Origin of the sequence: uncultured Campylobacter sp. (assembly GCF_938045625.1) — a bacterium.
Taxonomy (GTDB): Bacteria; Campylobacterota; Campylobacteria; order Campylobacterales; family Campylobacteraceae; genus Campylobacter_A.
Genome location: NZ_CALIAV010000086.1, coordinates 24,301 through 41,873, shown reverse-complemented (window position 1 = coordinate 41,873; position 17,573 = coordinate 24,301). Strand labels below are relative to the sequence as shown.

The following is a 17,573-nucleotide window of genomic DNA, read 5'->3' as shown; positions in this document are numbered from 1 at the left end:
CGGATAATTTTTATGCTTATTTTGCTAAATATTTTGCTTGCTATTGTATGTTTTTTGAGAAAATTTTAATGAAGTAAATTGGATTAATAAAAAATGTAAGAATAAAATAGAGCTTTTAATTAGCCCTATTTTTTATGTTTTTTAGGATAGTCAAAAAACAGAGCTTTTGCGCCGTGTTCTTTTAACTCCTTGAAGCTGCCGTCAAATTCGATGCAAAAGATGCCGCAAGTCGGGATATTTCCGATAGCGCCGTCGCTTAAAAGCTCGCAAATTTCAGTTATTGCGTCGTTGTGTCCGATGATAAATACGCTTTGAAATTTGTCGTCAAACTCTCTTATAAAGGCTAAAAGCTCGTGCGTCTGCGCTCCATATAGCCCGTCTTTAAATTTGATTTTCTTCTTAAATTTAATTGCTTCGGCTAGCTTTTGAGCCGTTTTGGCGCAGCGTTTAGCTGGACTTGAAAATATCGCATCTGCTCCCACCTCGTGCTTTTTTAGTCGTTCGCACATCAGCGCCAGATCCTTTTTGCCTCGCTCGCTTAGATCGCGCTCAAAGTCGCTACCCTCACCCTCATCTACGGCTTTTGCGTGCCTGATAAAGTAGATTTTTTTCATTTTATTCCGCCTTTCCGGCTTTCGCTATATTTTTTATGTGCTCGATTTCCGCCTCGCTAAAGCCTGATTTTAGGCGTGCGCTTACGTTTAGCTCGCGGGATTGCAAAAAGGCTTTGGGATAGATTTTTTGCACGATTTGCGCGTAGATTTCAGGGCTTACGCCTTCTTTTTCGCAGGCAAATTTAAACCACCGATCGCCCTTTGAGACGTGCGAGATCTCCTCGTCTAAGATAACTTGCAAAATTTCGCAAAGCTGCGCCTTGTTTTCGTCTTTTTCGCGCTCGATTTCCAGTTTTTTTAGCATAAACGCATTTGCGTCAAGGCCGTTTGCCTCCATATATCTAGGTAGCACGGCCATGCGCTCGAGCAGCGACGCGGAGGTGTTTTGCAGGGCGATAAAAAGCCCGTCGTGCACGGTAAAATCGCCGTATTTCACGCTAAATTTAGCCATGTGCTCCTCGATCATCTTAAAGTGTCTGATCTCATCCTTGGCGACCTCGAGCCAGTCGTCATAGTAGGCCTTTGGTAGCGCGCGGAAGCGATACGCCGCATCTAGCGCGATATCCACGGCGCTGTATTCGATGTGAGCGATCGAGTGAAGGAAGGCTTTTTGCTTGTCCGCTTGCTTTTTGCCGCCGATTTCCCTCATGGCTACTACCTCGCAAAATACCGCGTAGCTCGGGCGCTTAAGCTGTTTTATCTCGTCAAATTTACCGCCCTCTTCTATCTGTGCGTCAAATTTACCTGCCTTATACTCGGCGTAAAATCGTCTAAATTTATCAAATTTAAGCTCCTTGTCGCCGCACTCTAAAATTTCCCAAATTTGATCGAAAAATCTCATTTTATCACCTTAAATTTTACTCCGAAATATCCTAGCGCAAAGCCGATAATATGCGCGTACCAGGCGACGTTTACGCCTATAGCTACGGGCGCGAAGCTCATTAGTAAGATCGCGATGATGAGCCCCTTTCGGCTACTGGCGTCCAAAAACGCCAAAATACCGAGCAGTAGGCTAATTGCGCCGCTAGCTCCGACTAAATTTATAAAAGTTCCGTTGGTTTTAAACATAACATAAATATAAACAAAACTAAGCAGCGAGGTCAAAACGCCTCCTATGCAGTAAATAACGGCAAATTTTTCGCTGCCGTAGTACCGCTCAAGAAGCGATCCAAACTGATACAAAACCGCCATATTCATCAGCAGATGGGCCAAATTTGCGTGCATAAACATCGAGGTAGCGGGCTGCCAAACGTAAAGTCCGTCTGTGAAAAACATATTTAGCCCAAGCGTCACGTTACTACCGCAAATGCCGCAGTAAACGGCAAAATATACTAGACAATTTAACGCGATGAGCGATATCGTAGCTTTCAAAAACGGCTCCTTTTTAAAGGCTTTATCATATAAAATTTAGACATAAATTTAGCTAAAAATTAACCTTGCCAAAGCCGGCGAATCTGTTTGACGTTAGGCAAGTAGCGTCGCCGCCTTTGCACGCTACGATGTAGGAGTTTACCTCTTTGCCGCCTATTTTGTGGCTATTTTTTTGAAATAGATTTATAAATCCGCTTTTGTTTTTGCCTCTGGTATTATGCATAAATCTTATAGTTCCGTCGTCCTCTATGCGGTCTATGATGCCAAGGTGGGTTATGATTTGCTTGTTTTTGCCTTTAGTTTGACTCGTAGTGTTGTTAAAAAACACCAAATCTCCGAGCTTTGGGCTTGTTTGCGAGACCAAATTTCGCTTTTTATAAAAATTATAAATGGCTTGCGATTTTGATCCGCTTTCTCCGTAAAATTTGAGCAAATTTGTCTCGGAAAAGTAAACGTTGTTTATGTTTTTATTTACGAGAGAGACGAAACCCGAGCAGTCTCCGCCGTCTTTTTTGCCTAAAAAGCCTTGCATAAAATTTGAAAGCGCGATGCCGCCTAGATCGTTAAATACGTCTTGCTGCGAGTTTAAAAATCTCGCATTTAAGATCTGTCCGCTTTGATCTGTCGGATAAATTTTGGGCGCATCGTTCGCGCATCCGCTAAAAATCAAAGCCGCAATCGGCGAAAGCCGTAAAAAAATGGTAAATTTCATTTAAATCATCCTATTTTATATTTAAGACAGCGTTTTGCGGTAAATTTAAGCACAATAAACGAGCCACCTAGAAGCAAGATTATATAAATAAATCGGTAAATATCGGCATAAATTTAAATTTATAAGCTAAATTTCACTATACTTTGGGTTTTATTTAAGGATTTAAGAATATGTATTATCTAGAAATCGAAGGAAACGCGAAACTAGGCGGCGAGGTCGCCATAAGTGGTGCGAAAAACGCCGCCCTGCCCCTCATAGCCGCGGCTCTAATCATAAAAAACGACGTGACGCTAAAAAATATGCCAAACGTCGCGGATATAAAAACATTAGCTACTCTGCTAGTAAATTTGGGCGCAAAATGCGAATTTACGGACGAACATACGTTAAAAATCAACTCAAATTACGTTAGCTCCACAAAGGCCAACTACGACATCGTGCGTAAAATGCGCGCCTCTATCTTGGTTCTTGGCCCGCTACTAGCTAGGTTTGGCCACTGCGAGGTGAGCCTGCCCGGCGGCTGCGCGATCGGACAAAGGCCGATAGATCTACACCTAAGCGCGCTAGAAAAAATGGGCGCAAACATCGAGATAAAACAAGGCTACGTCGTAGCCACGGCGCCAGACGGGCTAAAGGGCGCGCAGATCGTGTTTGACAAGATCACGGTAACGGGCAGCGAAAACATCATAATGGCCGCCGCGCTCGCTCACGGCACGACGCGTCTAATCAACGTCGCTAAAGAGCCCGAGGTGGTGCAGCTTTGCGAGGTTTTGGCCGCAGGTGGCGTGAAGATCGAGGGGATCGGCACGGATGAGCTGGTGATCGAGGGTACGGATAGGCGCTTGCTGGATGTGAGCGAGATTACGGTTATCCCCGATAGGATCGAGGCCGGGACGTATCTTTGCGCCGGAGCGATCACGAACTCGCAAGTCACCATCACAAACGCCAATGCCGCGCATCTACGAGCCGTGCTTACTAAATTTAACCAAATGGGCCTTGAAACCGTCGTGGACGGCCATAAAATCACGATAATGCCGACTAAAAACGTAAATCCCGTCGAGATCGTGACGACTGAGTTTCCGGGATTTCCGACCGATATGCAGGCGCAGTTTATGGCACTCTCGCTCGTAGCAAACGGCGTCAGCACGATCGACGAGAGGCTTTTTGAGAACCGATTTATGCACGTTAGCGAGCTCACGCGTATGGGTGCGGACATCCGCCTAAACGGCCACATTGCGACGATCTACGGCGGAGGCGAGATAAACGCCGCAGACGTGATGGCTACCGATCTGCGCGCAAGCTCGGCCCTAGTGCTAGCGGCCCTTGCCGCAAACGGAACTAGCCGCGTGCACAGAATTTACCACCTAGATAGAGGCTATGAGGGGCTAGAGCGCAAGCTAGCGGCTCTGGGTGCAAAAATACGCAGGTTGGAGGAGTAAAATGACGCTAGAGCTTGCTCAAAATTTAATCCTAGAAAAAGCCAAATTTGACGGCTGCGGCGAGCTTGTAAGCCTTGAGCGCGCGACGGGTAAAGTTTTAGCCCAGGATGTAATTGCGGTTAAAAATTTGCCCTCTTTCGATAACGCTGCGATGGACGGCTACGCGCTCAAATTTGACGATTTTGACGAGCCTTTGAGTATCGCAGCAACCGTGCTAGCAGGCGACGAGGCCGAGATCGCGCTAAAAAAAGGCAAATGCGTAAAGATAATGACCGGCGCAAAAATGCCTATAAATGCCGACACGGTCGTGCCTTTTGAGGATGCGGTTTTGCTAGACGGCAAGCTCTCGCCGCAAAGTAAAGTTAAAAAATTTAACGCCCTAAGATACAAAGGCGAAGAGGTCAAAGCGGGTGAAATTTTGCTAAAAAAAGGCGAAATTTTAACGCCTGCAAGGGTGATGATGCTAGCCGCGCAGGGCATCTACTGCGTCTGCGTAGAGCGCGAGATAAAGATCGGTATATTTTCAAGCGGTGATGAAGTGGTCGAGCCGTGGCAAAACGCGAGCGAGGAGCAAATTTACAACGCAAACGGCGCAGGCATCTCGTCACTGCTTCAAAGCTTCGGCTTTGCTAGCTCGTATGCGGGCATCATAAAAGACGACTTGGAAAGCACGACGCGCGCGCTTAGGACGGCCGAATTTGACGTTATTATCACAAGCGGTGGAGCGAGCAAGGGTGAGGCTGATTTTATGAAAACGGCGCTTTTAAATTTGGGCTTTAGCGAGCTTTTTGACGGCGTAAATATCCGCCCGGGACGACCGAGCAAGGCATTTATAAAAGGTAAAAAAATCGTTTTTATACTACCTGGAAATCCGATGGCTGCGTTTTTGATGTGCTTTTTGCTAGTCGTTCCTTTTTTAAAGGGCGCACAGCTTGAAAAATTTGACGCCGTTTTAAATCAAGACGTAAAAATAAAATCTGGACGCCAAAATATCGTACTAGGCAGCTTTTGCGAAGGCAAATTTAGCGTGACGGATAATAATAAATTCGGATCTGGCATGATAACTCCGCTCATCAAAAGTAACGCCGTTTTGGTAACAAACGAGAGTCTTGGCGAGCTAAAAGCGGGCGAAATCGTAAAAATTTTGAAATTTTCTTGACAAATGAAAACGTTTTTGCTAAAATTGCGACTTCTCAAACGGTGCGGGAATAGCTCAGGGGTAGAGCACAACCTTGCCAAGGTTGGGGTCGCGAGTTCGAATCTCGTTTCCCGCTCCATTTTTTTCTTACTATTTTTTCCCATTTTTTTATTTTCTTCAGATTTAGCGCTTTGGCCGATGTATTGCGTTTCAAATGGCAAAATAACGCTTGCGGACTTGGGTTTTGCGGGTAAAAACGATGAGATTTTAAATTTGGGCGAAAACAAAGCTGCAAAAATAAATTCGCGAGACTTAGCTGAAATTTTAAAAAAACACGGTGTCAGTCTTGAGGATAAAAGCGGCGGAGAGACGATATTTGTGAAAAACTGCGACGCATTGGCTCTTGTGCAGCGCGCCTTTTTACAAGAGGTTGCGGGCGAGTTTAAGGGGCTGCAATTTGTAAAATTTCCGCTCATCGAGCCTCAAAATGAACTTCCTAAAAATTTCCACGAATACAAATTTGACAAAATTTACGTAAATAAAATCAATCCAAAAGGTAGCTTTAGAGCTAGTTTTATCACGCCAAACGGCTCGCAGCCAAGCGTTTTTTTTAGATACGAAGTTAGCGCAAAAATGCCGGTTTTGCGGGCTACTAAGCCACTTACGACGCGCCAGATGCTAGGTATAGACGACTTTGCAAAAGATTGGGTCGAGCTTGGCGAGTTTAGCCCCGACATGATGAGTGATGCGCCAAACGCGAGGCTAGCGACGAAGCAAAACATAAAAAGCGGCGAAGTGTTGCGACTGCGGCAGTTTACGCCGTTGCCGCTCATCAAAAAAGGCGAGCGCGTTAACGCCGTGCTTAGCGACGGTGCGCTCAGCATCATCGTCGAGGTCACGGCGCTAGAAAACGGAAATCTAGGCGAGACCATCAAGGTCAAAAACAACGATAAAAAGGTCTTTAGCGCTCAAATCATCTCAAAAAAACAGGTGATGATAAGATGAAAATTTTTCTAGGCATTAGCGGCGCAAGCGGCGTAAATCTGGGGCTAAAGCTTGCCCGTGAGATAGCAAAAAGAAGCGAGCTGCATCTGTGCGTGAGTAAAAACGCGATGAACGTGCTGGAAAAAGAGCTAAATTTGACGGATATTTTTTATAAAAACGACGCAGCTGCTAAATTTGACGAAAATCACGGCGGTAGAAACGCTACGGCCGTAAATTTTCAAATTTCGGCGCAAAATAGAGAAAACGACTCGCAGTCGCGCCGCGACGAAGACGAAAAAAGCGTAAATTTTTGCTCCGCACAAGGCGAGCTGGACTTTGTAGGCGGAGACGAAAGATCGCAAAACCAAAGCGACAAATTTACGGATAATGCGCAAGATTTGGGCGGTAATGTTATAAAATTTGACGCTTTGGATAACTGCGCTCTTGACGACACAAACGAGCAAATTTGTAAATTTGACGGCGGTAAATTTCAAAACAAGAGCGAATTTGATAAAAACCGCGCTCAAAAAGAGGAAATTTATCAAATTTGGCAAGATTTGCAAAATCGCGCCGTTATCCACGATGACTCCGATCTTGCTGCGGCTCCTAGCTCGGGCTCGTTTGGCATAGACGCTACTATCGTTGCGCCCTGCTCTATTAGTACCCTAGCTAAAATCCACGCAGGCTTTGCCGACACTCTGATAACCCGCGCCGCCGCAGTCGCGCTAAAGGAGCGAAAAAGGCTGGTTTTGGGTGTTAGAGAGATGCCGTTTTCTACGCTAGCGCTCGAGCACGCGGCCAAGCTCTCCGCTCTTGGCACCGTTATTGCTCCGCCTATTTTGGGCTATTATTCTGGTCAAAACAGCCTTTGGGATATGGAAAATTTCATCATCGGCAAGTGGCTTGACCTGCTCGGGTTAGAGCATCAAATTTACAAAAGATGGAGCTAAAAACAGCTGCACTAGCCGCAAGATAAAGTCCTGTTTTAGGCATAAAATAGTAAAATCATCCTCTAAAATTTAAAGGCGAAAAATGAAAGCTTGTATCTATCCCGGCACCTTTGATCCCGTCACAAACGGCCATCTGGACGTCATCAAGCGCGCGGCCAAAATTTTCGATAAAGTCATCGTCGCGGTTGCGGCTAGTGAGAGCAAACAGCCCTATTTTAGTTTGGCTAGACGCGTAGAAATGGTAAAAATCTCAACGACGGATCTAAAAAACGTCGAGGTCGTCGGTTTTGATAACCTGCTCGTAGATTTTGCTAAAAGCTGCGGCGTAAACGTCGTGATCCGCGGACTTCGCGCGGTCAGCGACTTTGAGTACGAGCTGCAAATCGGCTACGCAAACGCCGTGCTTTGGGAGGAGCTTGAGACCGTTTATCTGATGCCGAGCCTGCAAAACGCCTTTATCTCAAGCTCGATCGTGCGCTCCGTTCTTAGCCACGACGGCGACGTTAGCAAGCTAGTTCCGGGCGAAATTTTAGAAACTTTGAAAGGCTAAATTTGTATATTTTATTTGAAGGTATCGACGGCGCGGGCAAAAGCACGCAGATAGCGCGGCTGGCGGCGGCTTACCCGCAAGCGATCGTAACCAAAGAACCGGGTGGCACGAAGCTTGGCGAAAATTTACGCGAGATTTTACTAAAAGAAAACTATCTGGATAAAAGGGCCGAAATTTTGCTATTTTTGGCCGACAGAGCCGAGCACTTCGGCAAAATAATAAAGCCAAATTTAGATAAAATGATTTTAAGCGACAGGGGCTTTGTTTCCGGCATGGCCTACGCGCTGGCGGGTGGAAATTTTAGCTTTGAAGAGCTTTTAAGCTTAAATAAATTCGCCTTGCAAGGAAATTTCCCGCAAAAAATAGTATTTTTTAAAGCAGACGAAAGCACGCTAAGATCGCGCCTAAACTCTCGCGCGCAGATGGACGGCATAGAGGCTCGCGGCTTTGGTTATTTGCTAAAAGTTCAGGACGCGATGGAGGAAATTTTACAAAAACTAGACGCCCGTTACGTCACGATCGACGCCGCCTGGGACGAAGAAAAAATAACGAATTTGATAAAGGAGTTTATAAATGATTAGCGCATTAAGGGGGATGAAGGACGTTTTGCCGCCCCAGTCGGGACTTTACGAGAGGATAATCAAAATCTGCGAAGAGGTCGCGAAAAACTACGGATACGAGTTCGTATTAGCTCCGCACTTGGAGCAGACGGCGCTTTTTCGCCGCAGCGTCGGAGAGAGCAGCGACATCGTGGGCAAGGAGATGTATCAGTTTGAGGACAAGGGCGGCAACGACGTTTGTCTGCGTCCGGAGGGTACGGCCGGCGTCGTGCGCGCCTTTATCGAGGCTAAATTTGACCGCGCGGGCGGCGTGAGACGGTACTTTTACCACGGTTCGATGTTTCGCTATGAACGCCCGCAAAAAGGACGCTTGCGCGAGTTTCATCAGTTTGGCTGCGAGTGCTTCAATGAACCTAGCGTTTATGAGGATGCGAGCGTTATTTTGATGATAAATGAGATTTTCTCTCGCCTTGGCATCAAAACCAAGCTACTTATAAATTCGCTCGGAGACGCCGCTAGCATGGGCGCCTACCGCGAAAAGTTGGTTAAATTTTTGGACTCGCACGAAGGGCAAATTTGCGAGGACTGCAAGCGCAGAAAGCTCACAAACCCTATCCGCGTGCTAGATTGCAAGGTAGAAAGCTGCCAAAAAATCTACGAAAACGCGCCGCTGATAATCGGTAGCCTAAACGACGAATGTGCAGCCGAGTTTAAAAAGTTACAAGAAATTTTAAGCGGCAACGGCGTGGAGTTTGAGATAGATCCAAAACTCGTGCGCGGGCTTGATTACTACTGCAAAACGGCGTTTGAGTTCGTTTCAAACGAGATCGGCGCGCAAAGCGCGGTCGCGGGCGGCGGACGCTACGACAGACTAGTCGAGTACCTAGGCGGCAAGGCTAGCTACGGCGTGGGCTTTGCGATGGGTATCGAGCGCATAATGGAAATCCTAGGCGGCCGCGAGAGCGAGAGTAAAAGAAGCGGCGTATATATCGGCGCGATGGATGCCGATGGCGTGGATGCGGTCTATAAAGTAGCGATAAATTTAAGAAAAAACCTCCCAGTCATCGTGAGCTACGAGCCAAAAAAACTACAAAAACACCTAAACGCCGCAGATAACGCTAATGCTAGGATTTGCCTTTGCGTCGGCGAGGACGAGCTAAAATCTGGCAAAATTTGGCTAAAAGATCTAAGCGAGAAGGCTGAAAAAACGCTTGATTTGGTTGATTTGGAGACGGAACTTAAAAGGATTTTAAATGTATGATTACGGTTTAAATTTGTGGGGAAATAATAACTTCATCGTCGAAAACGGTAAAATTTGCGTCAATACCGGCTCAAAACCCGCCATCATCGACATCGTAAAAAGCATCAGGAGCGAAGGCTACCGAGGCCCGCTATTGCTGCGCTTCCCTCACCTCATACACAAGCAAATTTCGCAAATTTACAAAAGCTTCGAGAGCGCGAAAAACGAATTTGGCTACAAAGGTAGTTTTAACGCCGTCTATCCGCTAAAAGTAAACCAATATCCGGGCTTTGTAAAAAACCTAGTCCGTCACGGCCAAAAGTACGGCTACGGGCTGGAGGCGGGCTCAAAGGCGGAGCTACTGCTGGTGATGGCGTATAATAACGAAGGCGCGCCGATCACCGTAAACGGCTTTAAAGATAAAGAGATGATAAATATCGGTTTTATCGCGGCCGAAATGGGGCACAACATCACGCTAACGATCGAGGGGCTAAACGAGCTTGAGGCTATCATCGCCATCGCAAAAGAGCGTTTCGCGCCAAAGCCAAACATCGGTCTGCGCATCAGGCTACATAGCAGCGGATCTGGTATCTGGGCTAAAAGCGGCGGTATAAACTCCAAATTTGGCCTAACGGCAACCGAGCTAATCGAAGCGGTAAATTTACTAAAAGAGGCAAATTTGCTCGATCGATTTAATATGATCCACTTTCATATCGGTTCGCAAATCACCGAAATCCACCCGCTAAAAAAGGCGCTAATCGAAGCAGGAAACATCTACGCCGAGCTGCGAAAAATGGGCGCGAAAAACCTAAAAGCCATAAATTTAGGCGGCGGCCTAGCCATAGAGTACTCGCAGTTTAAAGAAAACTCGAGCCGAAACTATACGCTTAGCGAATATGCCAACGATGTGGTCTATCTGCTAAAAACGATGGCGACGCAGCGAAACGAGGTGGAGCCCGATATCTTTATCGAGAGCGGCCGCTTCGTCTCGGCTTCGCATGCCGTGCTGGTCGCGCCCGTTTTGGAGCTCTTTAGCCAGGACTACACCGAGGAAAAGCTTGTGTTAAAAAAGAAAAATCCTCAGCTAATCACCGAGCTAAACGACCTGCTAAGCACGATAAAACCGTCAAACGCGATAGAGTATCTGCACGATAGCATCGATCATATGGAGAGTATACTCACGCTGTTTGATCTGGGCTACGTCGATTTGCAGGATCGCTCGAATGCTGAAATTTTAACCCACCTAATCATAAAAAAAGCGGCTAAAATCCTCGGCACCAAGCAGCACAACGCCGAGCTTTTAAAGCTGCAAGAAGAAGCGCAGGAACGCTATCTCGTAAACTTCTCGCTCTTTCAGTCGTTGCCTGATTTTTGGGGCTTAAAGCAAAATTTCCCTATCATGCCGCTTGACCGCCTAGACGTGCGCCCTACCCGCTCGGCGTCGCTGTGGGATATCACGTGCGATAGTGACGGCGAAATAGGCTTTGATGACGAGGAAAATCCTCTGTTTTTACACGACGTAGATGTGGAGCAAGAGGAGTACTTTTTAGGATTTTTCCTAGTCGGAGCGTATCAGGAGGTGCTGGGCATGAAACACAATCTCTTTACTCACCCTACCGAAGCTACTATCGAGATAGACGCCGAGGGATTTAAGGTTTCGCACCTACTAGAAAGCCAGTCTATCCTTGATATCATGGAGGATCTGGACTATGACATCTACGAGATCCAGGACATCCTAAACGAGCGCATCGAAAAGTCAAAACTCGTAACCGACTCGCAGCGCAAGCAAATTTTAGGCGAAATGTATCTGTTTTTAAACGATAATGGCTATCTAAAAACTATATCTTAAATTTACAAAAAGGAGTAAAAATGCTATCAAAAAGAGTTCAGGTGCTAGGCGAGAGCCTAACCATCGAAATCAGCACCAAGGCAAAAGAGATGAAAGCCCGCGGCGAGGACGTAATTAGTTTTGGCGCGGGCGAACCGGACTTTGACACGCCCGAGATCATCAAAAACGAAGTAAAAGCTGCCCTAGATAAAGGTTGTGGCAAATACACCGCCGTAGCGGGTACGCCCGAGGTTAGAGAGGCAGTCGCCGCAAAGCTAAAGCGCGACAACGGCCTAAACTACGCGCCAAATCAAATAATAACCAACGTCGGCGCCAAGCACTCGCTTTTTAACGTATTTCAGGCGCTAATCGACGAGGGCGACGAGGTCATCGTGCCGAGTCCGTACTGGGTGAGCTATCCGGAGATGGTCAAATTTAGCGGCGGTAAGCCCATTTTTATCGAAACTAGCGAAAAGACCGGCTTTAAAATCACTCCCGATCAGCTAAAGGCGGCGATCACTCCTAGAACTAAAATTTTAGTGTTAAACAGCCCTTGCAACCCGACGGGCGCGATATATAGCCGCAAAGAGCTGGAGGCGCTGGGCGAAGTGCTAAAAGATACGAAAATCATCGTAGCTAGCGACGAAATGTACGAAAAGCTAAACTATGAGGGCGAATTCGTCGCGACCGCGGCGGTGAGCGAGGATATGTTTAACCGCACGATCACGATAAACGGCCTAAGCAAATGCGGCGCGATGCCGGGTTGGAGATTTGGCTACATGGCTAGCCCGTTTAAAGAGCTAAACGCCGCGGTAAACAAGCTACAAAGCCAAAGCACGAGCAACATAAACTCCCTAACGCAAGCGGGCGCCATCCCTGCGTTGCTCGGCAAGGCCGACGAGGACATCGCGTATATGAAGGGCGAGTTTAAAAAGCGCCGCGACCTAGGCGTAGAGATGATAAACGCTATACCTGGACTTAGCGTGCTTAAGCCTGACGGTGCGTTTTATCTTTTCATAAACTGCTCCGAGGTTGAGCCTGATAGCATGAAGTTTTGCAAAGAGCTGCTAGAAAAGGCGAAAGTTGCCGTGGTGCCTGGCGTGGGATTTGGTATGGACGGATACTTTAGGCTGTCTTTTGCGACCGATTTAGAGAGTATCAGAAAAGGTATCGCAAGGATCGGCGAATTCGTAAAAGGCTATAAAAGATAATTAAAATTTGACTCAAATTTGACGCGGCGAGTAAATTTGCAGCGTCAAATTTCGGTTTTTGTAAATTTAACTTCTTTAGTCTTTTTTGATAACTCAAGCGTCAAATTTAAATCGCAGCTTTAATCCAAATACTCAAATTTCTGCTCAACGTTCACCATCACTTCGCAGTCGCAGTATCCGCCCTGCTCTTTGAGCCACGCAAGCACGCTCAAAACGTCTTTTACGCCTAAATTTGAGAGAATTTGCTCGGTGAGTTTTAGGTCGTGATCGCAGCCGCGCGCGTGAAGCTGGGTATCCAAAAGCTCAAAAAGCTGTATAAATTTATCCTCTGACATAGGCAAATTTTGCCTAAATTCGGCTAGTTCTTTTTCTTTTATAGCTTTTAAAATTTCTTTTCTTTTGCTTTTTTCTGTGGATTTTGCGTTCAAATTTACGCCTTTGATAGTCAAATTTGACGGCGATTATGCAAAGCTGTCAAATTTTTAGTTCTTTTTAAAAAACCTAGCGATCTTAGCTTGCAGTTTGAAAAAATCGGCTAGCTCCATTATCGGATATGCGCCCGCGTATTTTTTGCCGCCGGCGATATCTTTTGACACGCCGCCGCGCGCTGCTATCTGGGCAAAATCGCCGACTTTTAAATGCCCCGCCGAGCCGCTTTGTCCGCCCATCACGACGTTACGTCCTAGTTTGGTTGAGCCCGCTAGCCCCACCTGCGAGACTAGTATCGAGCCGTAGCCTATCTCGCAGTTGTGGCCGATTTGCACGAGGTTATCGATCTTGGCGTATGCTTTTACGACCGTGCTTTCAAACACGCCGCGATCTATCGTCGTGCATGCACCGATCTCAACGAAGTCCTCTAAAACGACGTTGCCGTTGTGGTAAATTTTCACGTGTTCGCCCGTTTTCGTGTGCGCGTAGCCAAAGCCGTCGCTGCCGATGACGGCGTTTGCGTTGATGCGGCAGTCGTTGCCGATAACCGTGTCGTTATAGATGACGACGTTTGGGTGGATGACGCAGTTTGCGCCGATTTTTACGTTGTCGCCGACGTAGGCGCCAGCCATCACGAGCGTGTTATCGCCGATAACTGCGCCAGAGCCCACATAAACGTTTGGCATTATCTTTGCGCTTGGCGAAATTTGCGCCGGCTGTGGCTGGGACGCTAAAAGCTCTCTGGCAAAATATTCGCTCAAAATAGCAAAGGCAAGGTGCGGGTTTTCTACCACTATTGCCCTGCTTTGCGCGCCGACGAGCTCTTTTAAATTTGACGCGACTAAAATCGCGCCCGCCTTTGAGCCTTCAATAAATTTAGCGTTTTTTTCGCTGTCGCAGTAGCCAAGCTCGCTAGCCCCAGCGTTTGAGAGCGAATTTAGAGCCGTGATCTCTAGCTCCTCGCCGCTAAATTCCAGTCCTAAAATTTTATAAATTTCGCTTAGTTTCATCATAGATCCATTAGTACCGAGCCGCCGCGCACGACGTCTGTCGGGTTAAATTTTTTGATAGCTTTGAGGAAATTTTCTATCCTGCTCGCGTCGTCGCTGACCATGACGACGATGTAGTTTTCGTTGGTGTTGGCTACGATGCCGTTGTATGCCTTTAGTATCGCGTCTAGTCCGCCGAAATTTTCGCTTAGCGGGATTTTAACGAGCGCCATCTCTTTTTCGACGAATTCGCCGCTTTCGATGACTTTGTAGGTCGGTATTAGCTTGTGCAGCTGCTTTACGATCTGCTCAAGTACGCGCTCGTCGCCGCTAGTGACGATGCTGATACGAGAAAGCTCGGTGCCTGGGATCGGTGCGACCGTGAGCGTGTCGATGTTGTATCCGCGCCCCGCAAAAAGCCCGGAAATGCGCGATAAAACGCCGTGCTCGTTTAGCACGATGACTGAAATCACTCTTCTTATGCTCATTTTTATTCCTTGCTTTTTAAGATCATATTGTATATCGCAGCGCCCGCAGGAACCATCGGCAGTACGTCCTCAAATCTGTCCACGCGTACGTCTAGCACCGCCGTTTTGCCGCAGGCCATCGCCTCTTTTAGCGCTGAGCGAAACTCATCCTTTGTGCGGCATACAAAGCCCGTTCCGCCAAAGCCCTCTGCGATCTTTGCAAAATCAGGCTGCAAGCTAAGGTCGGTCGAGGAGTAGCGCTCGCCGTAGAAAAAGGTCTGCCACTGGCGCACCATGCCTAGGAAATTGTTATTTAAGATGATGTTGATGACGGGTTTGCCGATCTCGGTGGCGGTCATCAGCTCTTGGATATTCATGAGGATCGAGCCATCGCCGGTGAAATTTACGACGATATCTTCGGGTTTTGCTATCTTTGCTCCGACGGCTGCGGGTAGGCCGTAACCCATAGTCCCCTGGCCTCCGCTAGTTATCAGCTGGCGCGGCCTATCAAACGGATAAAACTGCGCGACCCACATCTGGTGCTGGCCGACGTCGGTGGCGATCACGGCGTCTTTGCCTGATTCTTTTAAAATTTTAGCTGTTTCGCGCACGACCCACTGCGGTTTTATGATCTCGTCGCTGTCTTTGTAATCCAGCGGATTTAGCGCGTCGTAGCGAGCCAATATCTCGCGCCACGCGGTCAAATTTTGCTCGTTTACGCTTACTTTTTCCAGCATCTCTTCTAGGACGCAGTTTAGATCACCAACGATCGGAAAGTGCGCGTTTACGATCTTTGAGATCGAGCTAGGGTCGATATCGACGTGGATGATTTTGGCGTGTTTGGCAAATTCGCTGAGCTTGCCCGTCACGCGGTCGTCAAATCGCACGCCAAGCGCGATGATGAGATCGGTCTCGCTCATCGCCATATTTGCCGCGTAGCTGCCGTGCATGCCGACCATCGAGAGTAGATTTTTATCCTCGTGCGCTAGGACGCCAAGGCCCATCAGCGTTTCGACTGCTGGGATGCCCGTCTTTGCACTAAATTTACGCACGAGATCGCTAGCGTTCGCCGCTACGACGCCTCCTCCTAGATAGAGCAGCGGGCGTTTGGCCTCGGCGATGACTTCGAGTGCCTTTTTGATCTGTTTTGCGTTGCCTTTGTAGGTCGGCTTGTACGTCGGCATCTTTATCTCGGTTGGGTAATCAAAATCCCCCACGGCTGCGGTTATATCCTTTGGGATATCGACGTGAACGGGGCCGGGACGTCCAGAGCGAGCGATATAAAAGGCCTCTTTTAGGATGCGGGGTAGCTCCTCGATACTGCGTACGAGGTAGTTGTGTTTCACACACGGGCGAGAGATGCCTACGGCGTCGATCTCCTGAAAGGCGTCCGTGCCGATAAGCGAGGTCGGAACCTGGCCGCTGATTAATATAAGCGGAATGCTGTCGGAGTATGCAGTGGCTAGGCCGGTGACCGCGTTTGTAAAGCCGGGGCCGCTCGTTACAAACGCCACTCCGACCTTGCCGCTAGCGCGCGCGTATCCGTCTGCTGCGTGCACGGCGGCTTGCTCGTGACGCGTCAAAACGTGCTTGAAATAACTCTGCTTATACGTCTCGTCGTAGATGTTTAGCGCTGCGCCGCCCGGGTAACCAAAAACCGTGTCTACGCCCTCCTCGCGCAAGGCTTCCATCACCATGCGCGAACCAGAAATGCCTTTTATCATCTGTATCGCCTTTTGATAAATTTGACCCCGATTATACAACTTTAAGGTTTAAAAACGCGTAAAATCGGGCTTAGAATTTGGGCGGTACTTTAAAGGGGCTTAAATTTGAGTAAATTTGTGAGCTAAATTTAGAAAGAATCTAATTTGGATAGGCTATTAAATTTGACGCGCCGAGACCCGTATCTTTACGATGCTAAATTTGGCGTTATAAATTATGATTTTTTTGTACAAAAGAGGGAAGGGGCTTGAATTGCGCTTATAGCCTCTAGCAGAGCAAAAAGCTCACTTTTGTGTCTACTTTTCTCTTTTTCTTTGGGAGAGGAAGGGGTTCTACTTACGAAGCGTCGCCCCTTCCTCTCCCAACCCCACTGCACGTGAGATGTGGCGACATAGCTTTGCTGACGCAAAGCGTCGCAAATTTAAATTTGACATTTTCAAGATACGGGTCTCGGTAGGTAAAATTTAAAGCAGAAATTTACAAATTTGACTTCAAGTTTGAATAGGAAAACCAAGGCGAAGTATTTTGAGATGGATTTGAATGTTGTGCGGAAATTTTCGTCCCAAGACTAGACATATAGTCTGTCGCAGGGCGAAAATTTCAAACTCATTCAAAGACACTCAAAAGACAAGCCATCTAGCTAAGCATAAAAAAGCTTAAAAAGGCCAGATCGCCTCCATAAGCTTCGTCCCCCACGGCTTCCTCGTCGCCCTATCCACGTCGCCTTCGGTTTTATATAAGATCTTGGCGTCGGCGATGTAGCGCGAGTCGATCTCGTTGGCGTTTGAGATGTCGTACGGGCGTATCACGCCGCTAAGCTGCATGATCTGCTTTTCGCCGTTTATGAGCAGCTCGCGCGAACCCTCGATAAAGTAGTTGCCGTTTTCTAGCACCTTTATGATGCGCGCTGAGATCGTAGTCGTAAAGGCCTCTGCGCGCACGCTAGATCCTGCACCCGTAAATTCGTTTTTCGTGCCCGCGCTAAAGCCGATATCGCCGGCTTTGTTTAGCTGGGTAGCCAGCGTCGATAGTGGTGCCGAACCCGCGGTAAATATCCCTCCGCCAAGGCTTATCGTGCTATTTTTACTCGTATCGTGCTTGCCGCTGGAGCTTTGGTTAGCGCGCTCGCTGATGACGACGGTTACGATATCGTTTACGTTCATCGCCTTGCGGTCGGCAAAAAGCGGGTTATCTCCGCGACCAAAAAGACTGCCCGCGTTTGGTTGGTTATTAACCTGTTTGGCGGGGAGCTGCTCGACGTAAACTGGCGGCTTCATGTCTATGCGAGGATCGGCGCTAGGCAAACACCCGCTCAAAAACGCTGCTGCAAGGGCGCAAAAGTAAATATTTTTTCTCACGTTTTACCTTAAAG

General features: G+C 47.6%; 18 protein-coding genes and 1 tRNA gene. 10 read left to right on the top strand and 9 right to left on the bottom strand.

Translation table 11 applies throughout. The annotated features are described in order from the left end of the window. Positions 1 to 125: 125 nt before the first annotated feature. From Q0386_RS08275 to Q0386_RS08260, 4 genes are read right to left on the bottom strand one after another with little or no spacing between them, the layout of a single operon-like run. Complete coding sequence (locus Q0386_RS08275) at positions 126 to 614, bottom strand: histidine phosphatase family protein (RefSeq protein ID WP_299029653.1); 489 nt, start codon at positions 612 to 614, stop codon at positions 126 to 128. A gap of 1 nt (position 615) precedes the next feature. Further along, positions 616 to 1,455 carry a ferritin-like domain-containing protein gene (locus tag Q0386_RS08270; protein WP_299029649.1) on the bottom strand — a complete coding sequence of 280 codons (840 nt, stop codon included), beginning with the start codon at positions 1,453 to 1,455 and terminating at the stop codon, positions 616 to 618. Further along, a complete protein-coding gene (locus tag Q0386_RS08265; protein ID WP_299029646.1) occupies positions 1,452 to 1,985 on the bottom strand; it encodes a rhomboid family intramembrane serine protease in 534 nt (177 codons plus the stop codon). Before Q0386_RS08265 ends, Q0386_RS08270 begins: the two co-directional genes overlap by 4 nt. A gap of 52 nt (positions 1,986 to 2,037) precedes the next feature. Further along, positions 2,038 to 2,697, bottom strand: a complete 660-nt coding sequence (locus Q0386_RS08260) for an NlpC/P60 family protein (RefSeq protein ID WP_299029643.1) — start codon at positions 2,695 to 2,697, stop codon at positions 2,038 to 2,040. A gap of 170 nt (positions 2,698 to 2,867) precedes the next feature. Here Q0386_RS08260 and murA point away from each other — a divergent pair, with 170 nt between their 5' ends. The 10 genes from murA (at position 2,868) to Q0386_RS08210 (ending at position 12,594) form a co-directional block, all read left to right on the top strand. Beyond that, complete coding sequence (gene murA / locus Q0386_RS08255) at positions 2,868 to 4,133, top strand: UDP-N-acetylglucosamine 1-carboxyvinyltransferase (protein WP_299029640.1); 1,266 nt, start codon at positions 2,868 to 2,870, stop codon at positions 4,131 to 4,133. Between the two features lies 1 nt (position 4,134). Continuing rightward, positions 4,135 to 5,292 carry a molybdopterin molybdotransferase MoeA gene (locus tag Q0386_RS08250; RefSeq protein ID WP_299029637.1) on the top strand — a complete coding sequence of 386 codons (1,158 nt, stop codon included), beginning with the start codon at positions 4,135 to 4,137 and terminating at the stop codon, positions 5,290 to 5,292. A gap of 43 nt (positions 5,293 to 5,335) precedes the next feature. Beyond that, positions 5,336 to 5,410: transfer RNA gene (locus Q0386_RS08245), tRNA-Gly, on the top strand. A gap of 59 nt (positions 5,411 to 5,469) precedes the next feature. After that, positions 5,470 to 6,276 carry a flagellar basal body P-ring formation chaperone FlgA gene (gene flgA / locus Q0386_RS08240; RefSeq protein WP_299029634.1) on the top strand — a complete coding sequence of 269 codons (807 nt, stop codon included), beginning with the start codon at positions 5,470 to 5,472 and terminating at the stop codon, positions 6,274 to 6,276. Further along, positions 6,273 to 7,205 (top strand): UbiX family flavin prenyltransferase, encoded by a 933-nt coding sequence (locus Q0386_RS08235; protein ID WP_299029631.1) that lies wholly within the window; start codon positions 6,273 to 6,275, stop codon positions 7,203 to 7,205. The genes flgA and Q0386_RS08235 overlap by 4 nt, the downstream gene beginning before the upstream one ends. Before the next feature lie 82 nt (positions 7,206 to 7,287). Continuing rightward, positions 7,288 to 7,755: a pantetheine-phosphate adenylyltransferase gene (coaD, locus tag Q0386_RS08230; protein WP_299029628.1), complete on the top strand. Its 468-nt coding sequence runs from the start codon at positions 7,288 to 7,290 to the stop codon at positions 7,753 to 7,755. A 2-nt stretch (positions 7,756 to 7,757) separates the two neighbouring features. Next, the gene (tmk, locus tag Q0386_RS08225) at positions 7,758 to 8,336 is read left to right on the top strand and encodes a dTMP kinase (protein WP_299029625.1); all 579 of its coding nucleotides are present in this window, start codon (positions 7,758 to 7,760) and stop codon (positions 8,334 to 8,336) included. After that, a complete protein-coding gene (gene hisS, locus Q0386_RS08220) occupies positions 8,329 to 9,576 on the top strand; it encodes a histidine--tRNA ligase (RefSeq protein ID WP_299029622.1) in 1,248 nt (415 codons plus the stop codon). Before tmk ends, hisS begins: the two co-directional genes overlap by 8 nt. Further along, positions 9,569 to 11,404 carry a biosynthetic arginine decarboxylase gene (speA, locus tag Q0386_RS08215; RefSeq protein WP_122873894.1) on the top strand — a complete coding sequence of 612 codons (1,836 nt, stop codon included), beginning with the start codon at positions 9,569 to 9,571 and terminating at the stop codon, positions 11,402 to 11,404. The genes hisS and speA overlap by 8 nt, the downstream gene beginning before the upstream one ends. A 20-nt stretch (positions 11,405 to 11,424) precedes the next feature. Beyond that, on the top strand, positions 11,425 to 12,594 hold the full coding sequence (locus Q0386_RS08210) for a pyridoxal phosphate-dependent aminotransferase (RefSeq protein WP_299029618.1): 1,170 nt from the start codon (positions 11,425 to 11,427) through the stop codon (positions 12,592 to 12,594). A gap of 119 nt (positions 12,595 to 12,713) precedes the next feature. Here Q0386_RS08210 and Q0386_RS08205 read toward each other — a convergent pair whose 3' ends face one another. The 5 genes from Q0386_RS08205 to flgH form a co-directional block, all read right to left on the bottom strand. Further along, positions 12,714 to 13,022 carry a DUF2695 domain-containing protein gene (locus Q0386_RS08205; RefSeq protein WP_299029617.1) on the bottom strand — a complete coding sequence of 103 codons (309 nt, stop codon included), beginning with the start codon at positions 13,020 to 13,022 and terminating at the stop codon, positions 12,714 to 12,716. Between the two features lie 54 nt (positions 13,023 to 13,076). Then, a complete protein-coding gene (gene lpxD, locus Q0386_RS08200; protein WP_299029616.1) occupies positions 13,077 to 14,033 on the bottom strand; it encodes a UDP-3-O-(3-hydroxymyristoyl)glucosamine N-acyltransferase in 957 nt (318 codons plus the stop codon). Further along, on the bottom strand, positions 14,033 to 14,494 hold the full coding sequence (gene ilvN / locus Q0386_RS08195; RefSeq protein WP_163026421.1) for an acetolactate synthase small subunit: 462 nt from the start codon (positions 14,492 to 14,494) through the stop codon (positions 14,033 to 14,035). Before ilvN ends, lpxD begins: the two co-directional genes overlap by 1 nt. Before the next feature lie 8 nt (positions 14,495 to 14,502). Next, complete coding sequence (locus tag Q0386_RS08190; RefSeq protein ID WP_299029659.1) at positions 14,503 to 16,200, bottom strand: acetolactate synthase large subunit; 1,698 nt, start codon at positions 16,198 to 16,200, stop codon at positions 14,503 to 14,505. Between the two features lie 657 nt (positions 16,201 to 16,857). Further along, positions 16,858 to 17,559, bottom strand: a complete 702-nt coding sequence (gene flgH, locus Q0386_RS08185; RefSeq protein ID WP_122873899.1) for a flagellar basal body L-ring protein FlgH — start codon at positions 17,557 to 17,559, stop codon at positions 16,858 to 16,860. Positions 17,560 to 17,573: the final 14 nt, after the last annotated feature.